The sequence below is a fragment of the Trabulsiella odontotermitis genome (assembly GCF_001188485.1).
Classification (GTDB): domain Bacteria; phylum Pseudomonadota; class Gammaproteobacteria; order Enterobacterales; family Enterobacteriaceae; genus Trabulsiella; species Trabulsiella odontotermitis_A.
On the sequence record NZ_JNGH01000116.1, the window covers coordinates 78,307 to 94,052 of the forward strand.

Genomic DNA, 15,746 nt, shown 5'->3' on the forward strand with positions numbered 1-15,746 from the left:
ACTATTGAGACGAATCTGATCGACGCAAAAATCCCCTGTGCCTACTATTAGGGCACGGTTATAAATCAACATATTGATTTATAAATCATGGAAATCCCCTGAGTGAAACAACGAATTGCTGTGTGTAGTCTTTGCCCATCTCCCACGATGGGCTTTTTTTTTAACTACGCCGTTCTGCCGAAATCAAACTCCCCTTTTTGTGATTCCGCTCACAGTCTTTGCTCACTTCACATGCCAGCATTCGCCACTTGTTTGTAACTTATTGTTTTTATTCATGTAATCAATGATTTATCCTCACACACTGATGCCATGAATATTTCAGGGATGCCGGTATGTCACGCCAGGGATTACGCTTCACGCTGGATATCGACGGGCAGAGGCCGGACACCTTCGCCGTGGTCCGTTTCCGCCTTTCACAGGGATTATCCACCCCGTTTGTACTGGAAGCGGAGGTCGCCAGCGGCGTCTTCCGGCAAGCGAGGAAATCTTCTGCGTCCGGTACGGCCGGGTGTGGGTGGGTCAGGAAGTGATTGTCGACTTCCTCCACGACGACCCGGACCAGTCGCTCATCGCGGGCGGTATGAGCACCGATGACATCACTGACACTAGAAAACCTCGAAAAATAGCGATTGAAATGCGAGACAAAAAGGATCTAAAACTTTTTCTTAATGCATATAACATAGAAATGTATTTTGAGAAATCTCCATCATGACGACTGTTTCTTTACCGGCAGTGCTTAAAATGCTTTTCTCAAAGCATGCTCGCCCGTTTATGATGATATGTTTTGTATATCTCATGTCACTGCATTACACCCAGGCAGAGCAAAATCTTATTATATTAAAATATGCTTATGGCAAGTTACAAAATCGTAGTTTCATAATGCAGAACCCCAAGTCTTATCAATTACAACAAAGAAATGATTACCGCATCAACAACATTGAACATACTTATACTTTACTGAGGATAAACGAGGCCGAAAGCATTAAAAATCAACATGTAAACAGCATAGACTTACATTTATCTGTTGAGCAATCTTCACGAGATGTCCTGGCAAAAGTAAATATCACCAATAATAGTCAAAAAGACTATTACATCCCATTGAAAATGGTGCCAACTGATGAGAAGCCAGCAGAGATGTGCAGTGATATGTTCCAGATAACTACAGGGAATATAATACTAGATTACCATGGCTACAAATGCCGGTTTGATGCGGATGGGAGTAAAGACTCATGGCGATTAATCCCGTCGAAAAGTAGTTATTCATATACACTACCGCTCAATCATTTTTATTTTTTTATGCCGGGAAAACGTCATTATCACATCAGCACACTGGAGTATACGATTGTTGATAGTGATTGGTTTATAGAATTAGAAAGGAATACGTTACTCCTTTCTGTTTTTAACGCTTCAGATTCTTATTCCTGTAAAGAAAATACATACTCTCTTGTCAATCCTGAAAGCAATTGTGCCGATGCAAGTAAAGGAGATTCACTGGAAGTGTTTCTGGAGAAATTCTCTTATTTTGGCCTGAAACCAGGCTTCGACATCAGAAGCCATCCTGTCAGTATTGAGATTGACGGAGACAATCTGCATTAGAAAAAGCGCCAGGCCCTATCCCAATAAAAAATCCCCGGCCTCGCGACCAGGGATTATCCATTTCAGGCAGAAAATTACTTATTCAGTTCAGCCAGACTCAGCCAGGTCTGGACGACGGTGTCCGGGTTAAGCGACAGGCTGTCGATCCCCTCTTCCATCAGCCAGGCGGCGAAATCTTCGTGGTCGGACGGGCCCTGACCACAGATGCCGACATATTTGCCTTTCTCTTTCGCCGTGCGAATCGCCATCGACAGCAGCGCTTTTACCGCGTCGTTGCGTTCGTCGAACAATTCAGAGACCACACCGGAGTCACGATCCAGACCCAGTGTCAGCTGCGTCATGTCGTTAGAACCGATGGAGAAGCCGTCGAAGTGCTCAAGGAACTGTTCCGCTAACAGGGCGTTGGACGGGATCTCGCACATCATGATCACTTTCAGGCCATTCTCGCCACGTTTAAGCCCCTGACGAGCTAACTCGTCGACCACCGCTTTTGCCTGCGCCACGGTGCGCACAAACGGGATCATGATTTCCACGTTGGTTAAGCCCATCTCATTGCGAACGCGTTTCACCGCGTCACACTCGAGCGCAAAGCAGTCGCGGAAGCTATCGGAGACATAGCGTCCAGCGCCGCGGAAGCCCAGCATCGGGTTTTCTTCATCTGGTTCATAACGCTCGCCACCCACCAGGTTGGCGTATTCGTTAGATTTAAAGTCGGAGAGGCGAACGATGACGCGCTTCGGATAGAATGCCGCGCCCAGCGTGGCGATCCCTTCCGTCAGGCGACCGACATAAAACTCTTTCGGCGAGTCGTACCCCTTCATCATTTCGCGGATTTCGTTCTGCAGCGCTGGCTCCTGGTCATCAAATTCCAGCAACGCACGCGGATGAACGCCAATCATACGGTTGATGATAAATTCCAGACGCGCCAGCCCCACGCCTTCGTTCGGCAGACAAGCGAAGTCAAAAGCACGATCCGGGTTGCCGACGTTCATCATGATCTTCAGCGGCAGATCCGGCATGGTATCGACGCTGGAGCTTTTCACGCTGAAATCGAGCATTTCGGCATAGACATAACCGGTGTCGCCTTCCGCACAGGAAACGGTAACTTTTTCGCCGTCTTTCATGCGCTCGGTGGCGTCGCCACAGCCGACCACCGCCGGGATCCCCAGCTCACGGGCGATGATTGCCGCGTGACAGGTACGACCGCCACGGTTGGTGACAATCGCCGCGGCTTTTTTCATGATCGGTTCCCAGTCCGGATCGGTCATGTCAGTCACCAGTACATCACCCGGCTGGATGCGGTTCATTTCGCTGATATCGTGAATGACTTTCACTTCACCAGCGCCAATACGGTGCCCGATGGCACGCCCTTCCGCGATAATTTTACCCTGCGCGTGAAGCGTGTAACGCTCCATTACCTGACCGCGGGAACGCACGGTCTCAGGACGCGCCTGAACGATGAACAGTTTGCCGGTGTGACCATCTTTAGCCCACTCGATATCCATCGGGCGGCCATAGTGTTTTTCAATTTGCACCGCTTGTTTCGCCAGTGCCTGCACTTCCTCGTTGGTCAGAGAAAAGACATCGCGTTGCTCCTGCGGCACATCTTCGATACGAACCTGCTTGCCGTGTTCCTGCGTCGGCGCATAAACCATGCGGATCTTTTTGGAGCCCATGGTACGGCGCACGATAGCCGGGCGATTCGCTGCCAGCGTCGGTTTATGGACGTAAAACTCATCCGGATTCACCGCGCCCTGCACCACCATTTCGCCCAGCCCCCAGGCTGAAGTGATAAACACGACCTGATCAAAACCGGATTCGGTATCGATGGAGAACATCACGCCGGACGAGGCGAGATCGGAACGAACCATGCGCTGAACGCCCGCAGAAAGCGCGACGCCACGATGATCGTAGCCCTGATGCACACGATAGGATATGGCGCGGTCGTTAAACAGCGAGGCGAATACATGCTTCACCGCCACCAGCACGGCGTCAAAGCCCTGTACGTTGAGGAAAGTTTCCTGTTGACCGGCGAAAGACGCATCCGGCATATCTTCTGCCGTCGCGGAAGAACGCACGGCAAAGGAGGCGTCCGCATCATCGGCAGAGAGTTGCTCGTAAGCTTCGCGAATAGCAGTTTCCAGTTCGCTCTGGAAAGGTGTGTCGATGATCCACTGGCGGATCTGCGCTCCGGCTTTCGCCAGCGCGGTTACGTCATCAATATCGGTTTCATCCAGCAACTGATAAATGCGCTGGTTGACTCCGCTCTGGTCGAGAAACTGATTAAAAGCATCTGCTGTGGTCGCAAATCCGTTGGGAACTGAAACGCCCAGACCGGACAGATTTGTAATCATTTCACCCAGGGAGGCATTTTTGCCCCCAACTCTGTCTACATCATTCATGCCGAGTTGGTTGTACCAAAGCACCAGCGGTGACGAGCCATTGTTGGACATCGAAACAATCCTTTTGTGATTTAAGAACGGGTGCCAGTCAGATACTGGCGACGCGAATTATCCTCGCATAATTACGACGCTGATAAAAACGGTGAATCGTTCAAGCAATTTAATTTTTCAAATTTTCAGACAACTCCGCCAAACGAGATAACTCACTGATTTGTCAGTAATCCCACACAAACCAATGGTATATGCGAAATGACTTAAAAAATGAACCAGGCTTTTCATTAAAAATAAAAATAGCGTTTCATTTTTAAATGAGACAAATGAAGCTGCGTTATGATTAAATTTAATTTACCCTTTCAGATAATTAAGCAGAGTAAACCGGATGGTCAAAAATGGAAAATGCTGTAGATCGCCACGTATTTTATATTTCAGACGGAACGGCCATTACGGCGGAAGTCCTTGGGCATGCGGTAATGTCCCAGTTTCCCGTTTCCATCAATAGTATCACCCTGCCGTTTGTTGAGAGCGAGAGCCGCGCCAAAGCCGTCAAAGAGCAGATTGACGCTATTTATCAGCAAACCGGTGTCCGACCGCTGGTCTTTTATTCCATCGTTATTCCAGAAATTCGCCGCATTATTCTGCAAAGCGAAGGATTCTGTCAGGACATCGTTCAGGCGCTGGTCGCGCCTTTACAGGAAGAGATGAAACTGGATCCCACGCCCGTTGCCCATCGCACGCACGGGCTGACACCGGGCAACCTCACCAAATACGACGCGAGAATTGCGGCCATTGACTACACACTCGCGCATGATGATGGCATTTCGCTGCGCAATCTCGATCAGGCGCAGGTGATCCTGTTGGGGGTATCCCGCTGTGGAAAAACCCCGACCAGCCTCTACCTGGCGATGCAGTTTGGTATCCGCGCGGCAAACTACCCGTTTATCGCCGACGATATGNNAGTGCCGCATGGAAGTCTCTGAAGTTGAAGCGCTGTACCGCAAAAATCAGATCCCTTACCTCAACAGTACTAACTACTCCGTCGAAGAGATTGCGACAAAGATAATGGATCTGATGGGACTCAGCCGCAGAATGTACTAATAAACTAGTACAATACTGCATCATTGTGTAAGATAAGTACCGCGATAGCGTGCACATCGCGTCCAGGCTTGAATTCAGTCAGGATTGGTTTATCGTGATGTGCATCACTTCCGGTATTTCTGCCGATGAAGCAAACAATTTCTGAGACACCCGATGAATAAAACTGATGAATTGCGTACCGCGCGGATGGACAGTCTGGTCACACCCGCGCAACTGGCGCAGCAATATCCCGTTTCGCCTGCCGTGGCGGATCATGTGATCCAGTCACGCCGTCGTATTGAGAAAATCCTTAATGGTGAAGACCGCCGTCTGCTGGTGGTGATTGGCCCCTGCTCCATTCACGATCTGGATGCTGCCATGGATTATGCGCGCCGCCTCGCAGCGCTGCGCAGCAAACATCAGGCGCACCTTGAAATCGTCATGCGCACCTATTTTGAAAAACCGCGTACTGTGGTCGGCTGGAAAGGGATGATTTCCGATCCGGATCTGAACGGCAGCTATCGCGTAAACCACGGTATTGAGTTAGCCCGTAAGCTCCTGCTGCAGGTGAATGAACTGGGCGTGCCGACGGCGACGGAATTTCTCGATATGGTGACCGGGCAGTTTATCGCCGATCTTATCAGTTGGGGCGCGATTGGCGCACGAACCACGGAAAGTCAAATCCACCGGGAAATGGCCTCCGCGCTCTCCTGCCCGGTGGGCTTTAAAAACGGGACTGACGGCAATACCCGCATTGCGGTAGATGCGATTCGCGCCTCCCGCGCCAGCCACATGTTCCTGTCGCCAGACAAGAACGGGCAAATGACTATCTATCAGACCAGCGGCAACCCGTACGGTCATATCATCATGCGTGGCGGCAAAAAGCCGAACTACCACGCCGAAGACATTGCCGCAGCCTGCGATACGCTGCATGAGTTTGATCTGCCCGAGCATCTCGTGGTCGATTTCAGCCACGGAAACTGCCAGAAGCAGCACCGACGCCAGTTGGATGTCTGTGATGACATCTGCGCGCAAATACGTAATGGCTCAACAGCCATTGCTGGCGTCATGGCTGAAAGCTTCCTGCGCGAAGGCACCCAGAAAATTGTTGCCGGACAGCCGCTGGCGTATGGTCAGTCCATCACCGATCCCTGCCTGAACTGGGAAGATAGCGAAGTATTGCTGGATAAACTGGCCGCGGCTGTCGCCACCCGCTTCTGATTGATACCCCCGCCGCCGCCGCGGTGGGGTTCCTCACCGTTTTTCATAAATAACACTTGCTGCGAGTAGATGCATTATCGATAATGATTATCATTGTGACATTGAGATTTATTTTTAAACAACGCGATGCCTATGGACAGTTCCACCGAACAGGACAAACCGAAAGAAAACAGCCCCTATCCCATTTCGACCGATCGTCGTATCAGCAGCCAGGCACTGTTAGGTCAGGAAGGCCGCGTGCTGATTGAACATAACGGCCATGAATACCTGCTTCGCCAGACTCACGCCGGGAAACTGATCCTGACGAAATAACGGATCAACTCGAGCAGCTCATTTCCAGCCGTTTCCCCCAGTCTGGCGGACGGCTGACATAATCATCCTCTCTGTCGACAAACGGGTTACGCAGCGCCTCGTGGAGGCGCGCCAGTTCCTGCATATCGCCGCGTTCTGCCTGCTCTATGGCCCGCTGCGCCAGCCAGTTACGCAACACCATCGCCGGATTGACAACCTGCATTCGCCGCTGACGTTCGTCGTCTTCAATCTGTTCCTGCTGCAACCGCTGACGGTAATCCTGAAACCAGTGGTCAAACGCGCCGCGATCGATAAACTCATCACGCAACGGTGACGTCGCGCTGTGCTGTTCCGTCTGACTGAGCATACGGAAGGTACGGGTAAAATCGCTGCCTTCCCGCGCCATCAGCGCAAACAGCGCATTCAACAAGTCGTTATCGCCCTGCTGTTCGGTATAAAAGCCGAGTTTGCTGCGCATCAGTAGCCCGTACTCGCGGAACAGAGCGAGCTGATAGGTATCCAGCGCGTCGTTGAGGGCGTCTGCATCGATAAACGGCGACAGCGACTGCGCCAGCCGTTGCAGATTCCATAGCCCGACCGCAGGCTGGTTATCAAAGCTGTAGCGTCCCTGATGGTCAGAGTGGTTACAGATAAAACCAGGCTGATAGTCATCGAGGAAACCATAAGGGCCGTAGTCCAGCGTCAGGCCGAGGATCGACATATTGTCGGTATTCATCACACCATGCGCGAAACCGACCGATTGCCAGCGGGCAATGAGACGTGCCGTTCGCGTGACAACGTCACGAAACCAGAGGATATATTTATCACTGTCGTTTTCCAGTTGCGGCCAGTGATGGCGGATCACATAGTCCGTCAGCTGGCGGACCTTTTCCGGCTCGCGGCGATAATAGAAATGTTCAAAATGGCCGAACCGCACATGACTTTCTGCGATACGCATCAGCATCGCGCCCTGCTCCATGGTCTCGCGACGAACAGGCGTGTCGCTGGTCACGATAGCCAGCGCGCGCGTGGTGGGTATGCCGAGTCCGTGCATCGCTTCGGACGCCAGGCTCTCACGAATCGTTGAACGCAGCACCGCGCGGCCATCGCCCATTCGCGAATACGGCGTCAGCCCTGCGCCTTTCAGATGCCAGTCCACGCATCGACCGTCAGGCAGTTGCTGCTCGCCGAGCAGAATGCCGCGCCCGTCGCCGAGTTGCCCCGCCCAGACGCCAAACTGGTGGCCGCTGTAAACCTGCGCCAGCGGTGACATGCCGGGCAGCAGCGTTTCGCCACTCCAGACACCTGCGCCCTGCTCTGGCTGGAACAGCGAGGCGTCAACACCCAGCGCTTCCGCCAGCGGCGCGTTATGCCAGATCAGCCGGGCATTCTTTAACGGTGTGGGTTGCAGTGCGGTATAAAATCCCGGCAGCTCATCGCGCCAGTGAGATGTAAAAGACAGGGTCATGGTTCCTCCTGTCTGTAGTGTAGTGCCTAATCTGACAGACAAACACGGGCGGTTTGCAGGGTTATCCCTGCACCAGTGTCGTGATCCGCTCCGCAGTGACGGCAGGCCACAACGCGCCCTGCATGGCGCTGAACCCAAAAGGCTCGACGCGTCGCCGCGTCTCTTCACTGTCGATACCGGCAATCATCAGGGTGGCGCAATACGGTAACACCTGAGACACAATGGCGCGCATAAAGGGCTCAAATGAGGGAGAAAGGACGCGGCGCTGGACAAACGCTTTATCAATCGCAATACGTGAAAAAACGCCGGCAAAAATGGCTTTTGTCGATGTATCCCCTGCGCCAAAATTCGCGAGTACCAGATTAAATCGTTTTGCCAGGATCATTAATGCGTGATGATCATTCAGCGTATTTAAGCCGGGGTAATTTTCATTAATGGTAAATTCGAGAAACGGGAATCGTTTAACGCTTTCGATTAACGCGGTTTGCGTTAACAACGCCTGAACTATCACGGGCGTTATATTTATCCAGGCAAGTAAATGATGTTGAATAAAAAAGAGCTGGCACGTTTCCAGCAATGCGAGTTTTTCATTAAATAATGATAACTCTTCCTCAGGCGTCATGTACTTTACGACAAATTCTGTAGGCGTACGGACGCCCGACCCCACGCCAACAAAGTTAGCAATGATTTCCAGACCGATGAGTTTGTCGGTATTGTTTCGGGCCGGGAGAAATAAACATTCCGGACGATATGCGTTATCCAGCGAGACAATCATGGCATCTGCCCCTCAACAAGGACGATTCCCGGCAACCTGATGTAACGACGAAAACAACGCGAGCTATTTGATTTTATTAAAAATAGTTTCATCCGTTCCTTATTTTAATAACGGGATCCCTGCAAAAAACACCCGCTATATTGTAATCCATACCCGCATGTTTAGACAATCAACCGTTTTACCTAATGCAAATCATTGTTGAAAGTAATAATGATGTTAAAGGATGTTTTAAATGTTTTGCCGGCAACAAAAAAGGGATCGCAATCCCTTTTTCTGACATCATCAAATTCGTCTGGCCTGCCAGAAGTTTTTCCGCCAGTAGACATTATCCAGTGAGGAACGCGTGACGCCCTGGCTGGTCGACGCATGGATAAAGGTGTTGTCGGTATCATAAATGCCGACGTGCAGCCCATTGGCGCCAGAGCCCGTCTTGAAAAATACCAGGTCGCCCGGTAGCAGCTGATCTTTGTCGATTTCCGTGCCGAGGTTTGCCTGCTGACGAGTTTCCCGTGGCAGCTGCATTTCAAATTTATCGCGGAACGTCATCACCACAAACCCGGAGCAATCGACGCCCCCACGGTTCATACCGCCATAACGGTAAGGCGTTCCCCGCCAGTTCTGTAGCTGATCGTTCAGACCGGCGATAACGGCAATCGAATCCGACAGCCGTGGATTAGGCGGTGGCGCACGATGGCTGCTGCATCCTGCAAGAATGAATGCCACGAGCAAAATAAACCAGAAACGCATGTCCGCGGTTCCTCTGCTTTTTATTTTAATAATAATTTAGCGTGCTTAATGTTTAACTGGCAAGTGACCTTTCATGCGGCAGTGATGAAACCAGGATTTGATGTCCGGAAATATCCAGTCGCTGAAAATGTATTTGCCAGGCCTGGAAAAGGTGTTCTGGCGTTAATACCGCGTCTTTTTCCCCGCTGGCGATCAATTTGCCATCGCGCATTAACCATACGCGATGCGCATTGCGCAGCGAATAATTGAGATCGTGACTGCTCATCACCACCGTGATCCCGGCCTCACAGAGTTGATTCAGCATGCCGTCCAGTGCTGCCTGCTGTGCCACATCAAGGCTGTTCATTGGCTCATCGAGCAATAAAAGTTGCCCCTGCGAGTTGCCTTCCGGGTGGATTTGCAGCATCACAGCCGCCAGGCGTACGCGCTGCCACTCGCCGCCTGACAGTTGGTTCGTCTGGCGTCCCAGCTTCGACATCAACCCCAGCGCATTAGCCATTTTGTTCAGCAAAACACTTTGCGATTTATCATGCTGATGGAGCATCAGATACTGCCAGACCGGAATCGCAAACGGCGGCGTCTGCTGTTGCGTGAGATACGCGCGATGGTGCGCCAGTTCGGTTTCGGACCAGCTTTCCAGCGCCCTGCCGTTCAGCGCAATATGACCTTTGCCTGTGCTCAGTCCGGCCATTCGTGTCAGCAACGTACTTTTTCCTGCGCCGTTTGGCCCGACGAGATGCAGAATTTCCCCACTCTGCACGTCGGCAGAAAACGGCCCAAGACGAGCCGTTTCCTCGACCTGATGCAGTTGCATCAGAACGGTCATCAGCTTGCCAGCGCCTGTTTAATGGCGCGGGTGATCACAGGATCGTCCGGCGTCATATCCGGTGAGAAACGCTGGATCACCTGTCCATCGCGGCCGATCAGGAATTTCTCAAAATTCCACAGAATATCGTCCGGATAAAGCGGCGCACGCCCTTTGCTGACCATGCGTTCGTAAAAACCGCTCCCTTCCGGCGCGACCGCCGTTGGTGCCGCTTTAACCAGCTTCTGATACAGCGGATGGCGGTTTTCGCCGTTGACGTCGCCTTTGCTCAGCATCGGGAACGTCACGCCGTAAGTCGTCGAACAGAAGGTTTTAATCTCCTCTTCGCTACCCGGCTCCTGACCAAGAAACTGATTGCACGGGAACCCCAGCACGCTGAAGCCCTCGCCCTGCCATTGCTCCTGGATAGCTTCCAGCTGCTCATACTGCGGCGTTAAGCCACATTTTGACGCGACGTTGACGATCAGCAGCACCTTGCCGCGCCAGTTTGCCAGCGTGGTTTTTTCGCCGTCGATGGTAGTGACTTCGGTGTTCAGAATATCGTTTTGCATAGCATCCTCATTGTCTGTGGTTCTTAACGACCCGTTTTTAAGAGTAACCAGATAAAGACCGGTGCGCCCAGCGTGGCGGTCACCACGCCGATGGGCAGCTCGGCGGCTGAGAGCGCCAGACGCGCAACCACATCCGCCAGCAGTAAGGCGCTGCCTCCCGCCAGAACACAGGCAGGCAGGAGCACCCGGTGGTCAGTCAGGCCGCACAGCCGCAGGATGTGCGGGATCACCAGACCGATAAAACCAATGGCGCCCGCCAGCGCGACACTGACGCCCACCAGCCAGCCAGTAGCGATAACCAGCAGTTTACGCCACAGCCACAGTGGCAGCCCCAGTTGACGTGCGGAAACTTCGCCCAGTGCCAGTAAATTCAATGGCCGTGATTGCGCGCTGACCCATACCATGACCGGGATCAGCGCAATCATCAACCAGAGTTGCTGCCAGTCTACACCACCGAAACCGCCCATCATCCAGTACATCAACTGGCGCAGGTCAAAGGCGGTCGAGAAATAGACCGCCCAGGTCATGATGGCGCTGCAGATAATCCCGAGAGCAACCCCGGCCAGCAGCAGGCGACTGGTTGAGAGATGGCGCCGGGCGAAGCGCAGCAGAATAAAGGTAATGAGCAGCGCGCCAGCGATGGCGCACAGCCCCAGCGCCCAGCCAGGTAACAGGCCGTGCCCGAGGAGCACAGCGACAATCAGGCCGACGCCAGCCCCATTGGATACACCCAATAAGCCAGGTTCGGCAAGCGGGGTTTCAAATAAGTTTGCCGGGGCAATCCACTGATCGCCAGCACACAGGCTGAGCATCGTCGCGGCGATCAGGATCAACAGCAGCGTAAGCAGCCAGCGTCGGTTTCGTTGTTGTTGAAGTCGAACCCAGGAGAGCATAATTTCCATTCATTCAGCAGCGATGTGGTTGATTTTACGGTGCCCGTCAACCACAGAAAAGAAAAAGGCCGCGAAGCGGCCTTTTTAGTTAGTTCAGATCACTCTGCCTTGGGCGAAGCGTTTTCGACACGGCTCTTTAACTTCTGTCCGGGTCTGAAGGTCACCACACGCCGGGCTGTAATGGGAATATCTTCGCCCGTCTTCGGGTTGCGCCCCGGGCGTTGATTTTTATCACGCAAGTCAAAGTTACCAAAACCGGAGAGTTTCACCTGCTCACCGTTTTCCAGAGCACGACGAATCTCTTCGAAAAACAGCTCTACCAGTTCTTTGGCATCCCGCTTGCTAAGCCCAAGCTTATCAAACAGATATTCTGACATTTCAGCTTTTGTAAGCGCCATAGGTTCAATCCCTCAATGATGCCTGGAATCGCTCTTTTAATGCCTCTACACATCTGGCAACGGTAGTGGCAATCTCCTCTTCTTCGAGTGTACGGCTGGTATCCTGAAGGATCAGGCTAATCGCAAGGCTCTTATAACCCTCCGCTACACCCTTACCACGGTACACGTCAAATAAGTTTACGCCAACTACCTGATTTGCGCCAACTTTCTTACACTCGGTGAGAATATCCGCCGCCGGAACGTTTTCAGCGACCACAACAGCGATGTCGCGACGGTTCGCCGGGAAGCGAGAAATCTCCTGAGCCTGAGGCACCACGCGGTCTGCGAGCTTGTTCCACTCCAGTTCGAACACCAGAGTGCGACCGTTCAGATCCAGTTTACGTTCGAGTTCAGGATGAACAACCCCAATGAAACCAATACGTTCGCCTTTCAGATAAATCGCCGCAGACTGTCCCGGATGCAATGCCGGATTCGCTTCGGTTTTGAACTGAACGTCAGCCAGTTTACCGGTCAGATCCAGCACGGATTCGAGATCGCCTTTTACATCATAGAAATCAACGGTCTCTTTTGCCAGGTTCCAGTGCTCTTCATAGCGGTTACCGCAAATCACGCCCGCCAGCATTACATCCTGACGAATGCCGAGATTAGCCTGGGTATCCGGAACGAAGCGCAGGCCGGTTTCGAAGATACGTACGCGGCTCTGCTGGCGGTTCTGGTTATACACCACGGTGCCCAGCAGGCCCGTCCACAGCGACAGACGCATTGCGGACATTTCGCTGGAAATCGGGCTCGGCAGAATCAACGCCTCTTCACCCGGGTGGATCAGTTGCTGAATTTTCGGATCGACGAAGCTATAGGTGATGACTTCCTGATAGCCCTTATCGTTCAGCAGCGTTTTCACGCGCTTGAGCGACAAGTTCGCTTCTTTGTGGGTTCCCATAATTAAACCGGCCTGAACCGGTTCATCCGGGATGTTGTTGTAGCCGTAAACACGCGCCACTTCTTCCACCAGATCTTCTTCGATTTCCATGTCGAAGCGCCAGCTCGGTGCCACCGCCTGCCATTCGTCCTGGCCTTCGGTCACATCACAACCCAGACGACGCAGTATATCGGTCACCTGCGCATCGGCAATGTGGTGGCCGATCAGGCGATCCAGCTTGCTGCGGCGCAGCAGGATGGTTGCCGGTTTCGGCAGCGTGGATTCATCCGTGACGTCAATCACCGGACCCGCTTCGCCACCACAGATGTCAATCAGCAGACGCGTCGCACGCTCCATCGCTTTGAACTGCAGCGCCGGATCGACGCCGCGCTCATAGCGGTGAGAGGCGTCCGTATGCAGGCCATGACGGCGTGCACGACCGGTAATCGATAACGGGCTGAAGAACGCGCATTCCAGCAGCACATTCTGCGTTTCGTCATTCACGCCGGAATGCTCGCCACCGAAGATCCCGCCCATCGCCAGCGCTTTACCGTGATCGGCAATGACCAGCGTGCCGGTGTCGAGTTTCGCTTCGGTGCCATCGAGCAGCACCAGCGTTTCACCCGGTTTCGCCATACGCACCACGATACCGCCGTCAATGCGGTCACGGTCAAAAGCGTGCATCGGCTGACCCAGTTCAAGCAGCACATAGTTCGTCACGTCCACCACCGCATCAATGGAGCGAATGCCACAACGACGCAGCTTCTCTTTCATCCACAGCGGCGTAGGCGCCTTGACATTGATACCTTTGACCACGCGACCCAGATAGCGCGGGCAGGCGTCGGTCGCTTCAACACGAATAGGCAGCGTATCGCTGATGGTGGCGGCCACCGGTGCCATATCAGGCTCAACCAGCGGCTGCTGATTCAGCACCGCCACGTCACGGGCTACGCCGATAATGCCCAGGCAGTCTGCACGGTTTGGCGTCACGCTGATTTCGATGGTGTTATCGTTGAGCTTCAGGTAATCGCGAATATCGGTGCCGATCGGCGCATCCGCTGGCAATTCGATAATGCCGCTGTGATCGTCAGAGATCCCCAGTTCGGAGAAGGAGCACAGCATCCCTTCCGACGGCTCACCACGCAGCTTTGCGGCTTTGATTTTGAAATCGCCCGGCAGGACGGCGCCGATGGTCGCCACCGCCACTTTCAGCCCCTGACGACAGTTTGGCGCGCCGCAGACGATATCCAGCAGGCGTTCGCCGCCGACATTTACTTTTGTGACGCGCAGTTTGTCAGCGTTCGGGTGCTGACCGCACTCCACCACTTCGCCGACCACAACGCCGTTAAACGCCCCCGCAACCGGCTCAACGCCATCCACTTCCAGACCTGCCATGGTGATCTGATCAGAAAGCGCGTCGCTGTCGATGGCCGGATTGACCCATTCGCGTAACCACAGTTCACTGAATTTCATTGTTATATCCTGCCCTTATTTAAACTGTTTGAGGAAACGCAGATCGTTTTCGAAGAATGCACGTAAGTCGGTGACACCGTAACGCAGCATAGTTAAGCGCTCCATGCCCATACCAAAGGCGAAACCTGAGTAGATTTCCGGATCGATACCGACGTTACGCAGTACGTTCGGATGCACCATCCCACAACCCAGCACTTCCAGCCATTTGCCGTTTTTGCCCATCACGTCAACTTCTGCGGACGGTTCAGTGAACGGGAAATAGGATGGACGGAAACGAATCTGCAGATCTTCTTCAAAGAAGTTGCGCAGGAAATCGTGCAGCGTGCCTTTCAGATTGGTGAAGCTGATGTTCTTGTCAACGATCAGCCCTTCCATCTGGTGGAACATCGGGGTGTGAGTCTGATCGTAGTCGTTACGGTAGACGCGGCCCGGTGCGATGATGCGAATTGGCGGCTGCTGGTGTTCCATGGTGCGAATCTGTACGCCAGAAGTCTGAGTTCGCAGCAGACGCTTAGCGTCAAACCAGAAGGTGTCGTGATCGGCACGCGCCGGGTGATGACCCGGAATGTTCAGCGCATCGAAGTTGTGGTAATCGTCTTCAATTTCCGGGCCGGTCGCCACGGTAAAACCAAGCTCACCGAAGAAACTTTCAATGCGGTCAATGGTACGGGTAACCGGGTGCAGCCCACCGTTTTCGATACGGCGGCCAGGCAGTGAAACGTCGATCGTTTCTGCCGCCAGGCGGGCATTCAGCGCTGCGCCTTCCAGATCCGCTTTACGCGCATTCAGCGCCTGCTGAACCTGCTCTTTCGCTTCGTTGATGACCGCACCTGCCGCCGGACGTTCCTCAGGCGGCAGTTCGCGCAGGGTTGTCATCTGGAGGGTCAGATGCCCTTTCTTGCCCAGATATTCGACGCGTACGTTATCTAACGCGGCAACATCTGAAGCCTGATTAATGGCTGCCTTCGCACTGGCAACCAGCTCTGCGAGATGTGACATGGGTTTCCTCGTTGTGTCGGTGCAGACACCGTCTGTGTGTAATTATTTCGCTCTATCCAAAAGCAAAAAAGCCTCCATAATGGAGGCTTTTTGGCGCTGTTTTTCGTTTCTTC

Annotated in this window: 14 protein-coding genes, 1 other RNA gene, 1 pseudogene and 1 other annotated feature (1 of these 17 running past the window's edge); of the genes and pseudogenes, 6 read left to right on the forward strand and 10 right to left on the reverse strand. The window is 53.1% G+C overall.

All coding sequences use genetic code 11. The annotated features are described in order from the left end of the window. Positions 1-54 precede the first annotated feature (54 nt). The 3 genes from rprA (at position 55) to GM30_RS20180 (ending at position 1,596) form a co-directional block, all read left to right on the forward strand. An RNA gene (rprA, locus tag GM30_RS24980) (antisense sRNA RprA) lies at positions 55-163 on the forward strand. Between the two features lie 169 nt (positions 164-332). Next, positions 333-530 carry a hypothetical protein gene (locus GM30_RS20170; RefSeq protein WP_049850055.1) on the forward strand — a complete coding sequence of 66 codons (198 nt, stop codon included), beginning with the start codon at positions 333-335 and terminating at the stop codon, positions 528-530. 178 nt (positions 531-708) lie between these two features. Then, a complete protein-coding gene (locus GM30_RS20180) occupies positions 709-1,596 on the forward strand; it encodes a hypothetical protein (RefSeq protein ID WP_049850057.1) in 888 nt (295 codons plus the stop codon). 74 nt (positions 1,597-1,670) lie between these two features. Here GM30_RS20180 and ppsA read toward each other — a convergent pair whose 3' ends face one another. Continuing rightward, positions 1,671-4,049, reverse strand: a complete 2,379-nt coding sequence (ppsA, locus tag GM30_RS20185) for a phosphoenolpyruvate synthase (RefSeq protein ID WP_049850058.1) — start codon at positions 4,047-4,049, stop codon at positions 1,671-1,673. Between the two features lie 338 nt (positions 4,050-4,387). Between ppsA and GM30_RS20190 the strand changes: the two are divergent. From GM30_RS20190 to hemP, 3 genes and pseudogenes are all read left to right on the forward strand, one after another. Continuing rightward, positions 4,388-5,093 (forward strand): annotated as a pseudogene (locus tag GM30_RS20190) (pyruvate, water dikinase regulatory protein). 153 nt (positions 5,094-5,246) lie between these two features. Beyond that, positions 5,247-6,293 (forward strand): 3-deoxy-7-phosphoheptulonate synthase AroH, encoded by a 1,047-nt coding sequence (aroH, locus tag GM30_RS20195; protein ID WP_049850059.1) that lies wholly within the window; start codon positions 5,247-5,249, stop codon positions 6,291-6,293. Between the two features lie 132 nt (positions 6,294-6,425). Next, positions 6,426-6,605 (forward strand): hemin uptake protein HemP, encoded by a 180-nt coding sequence (gene hemP, locus GM30_RS20200; protein ID WP_049850060.1) that lies wholly within the window; start codon positions 6,426-6,428, stop codon positions 6,603-6,605. Between the two features lie 4 nt (positions 6,606-6,609). Here the strand turns inward: hemP and selO are convergent, their stop codons facing one another. The 9 genes from selO to pheS all read right to left on the reverse strand — a co-directional run bounded on the left by selO (position 6,610) and on the right by pheS (position 15,633). Further along, positions 6,610-8,052 carry a protein adenylyltransferase SelO gene (gene selO, locus GM30_RS20205; protein WP_049850061.1) on the reverse strand — a complete coding sequence of 481 codons (1,443 nt, stop codon included), beginning with the start codon at positions 8,050-8,052 and terminating at the stop codon, positions 6,610-6,612. A 61-nt stretch (positions 8,053-8,113) separates the two neighbouring features. Further along, positions 8,114-8,827, reverse strand: a complete 714-nt coding sequence (locus tag GM30_RS20210) for an EAL domain-containing protein (RefSeq protein ID WP_049850062.1) — start codon at positions 8,825-8,827, stop codon at positions 8,114-8,116. Positions 8,828-9,109: 282 nt separating this feature from the next. Beyond that, positions 9,110-9,574: a C40 family peptidase gene (locus GM30_RS20215; protein ID WP_049850063.1), complete on the reverse strand. Its 465-nt coding sequence runs from the start codon at positions 9,572-9,574 to the stop codon at positions 9,110-9,112. 52 nt (positions 9,575-9,626) lie between these two features. After that, complete coding sequence (gene btuD / locus GM30_RS20220; protein WP_049850064.1) at positions 9,627-10,400, reverse strand: vitamin B12 ABC transporter ATP-binding protein BtuD; 774 nt, start codon at positions 10,398-10,400, stop codon at positions 9,627-9,629. Further along, a complete protein-coding gene (locus GM30_RS20225) occupies positions 10,400-10,951 on the reverse strand; it encodes a glutathione peroxidase (protein WP_049850065.1) in 552 nt (183 codons plus the stop codon). The genes btuD and GM30_RS20225 overlap by 1 nt, the downstream gene beginning before the upstream one ends. A gap of 23 nt (positions 10,952-10,974) precedes the next feature. Continuing rightward, positions 10,975-11,844, reverse strand: coding sequence for a vitamin B12 ABC transporter permease BtuC (btuC, locus tag GM30_RS20230; protein ID WP_049850066.1), 870 nt, complete (start codon positions 11,842-11,844; stop codon positions 10,975-10,977). A 98-nt stretch (positions 11,845-11,942) separates the two neighbouring features. Continuing rightward, on the reverse strand, positions 11,943-12,242 hold the full coding sequence (gene ihfA, locus GM30_RS20235; protein ID WP_006820203.1) for an integration host factor subunit alpha: 300 nt from the start codon (positions 12,240-12,242) through the stop codon (positions 11,943-11,945). A gap of 4 nt (positions 12,243-12,246) precedes the next feature. Next, positions 12,247-14,634 carry a phenylalanine--tRNA ligase subunit beta gene (pheT, locus tag GM30_RS20240; RefSeq protein WP_049850067.1) on the reverse strand — a complete coding sequence of 796 codons (2,388 nt, stop codon included), beginning with the start codon at positions 14,632-14,634 and terminating at the stop codon, positions 12,247-12,249. A 15-nt stretch (positions 14,635-14,649) separates the two neighbouring features. Beyond that, entirely contained in the window at positions 14,650-15,633 is a 984-nt protein-coding gene (pheS, locus tag GM30_RS20245; protein ID WP_049850068.1) for a phenylalanine--tRNA ligase subunit alpha, read from the reverse strand. Positions 15,634-15,694: 61 nt separating this feature from the next. Further along, positions 15,695-15,746: a sequence feature (Phe leader region), on the reverse strand; it runs 73 nt beyond the window's last position.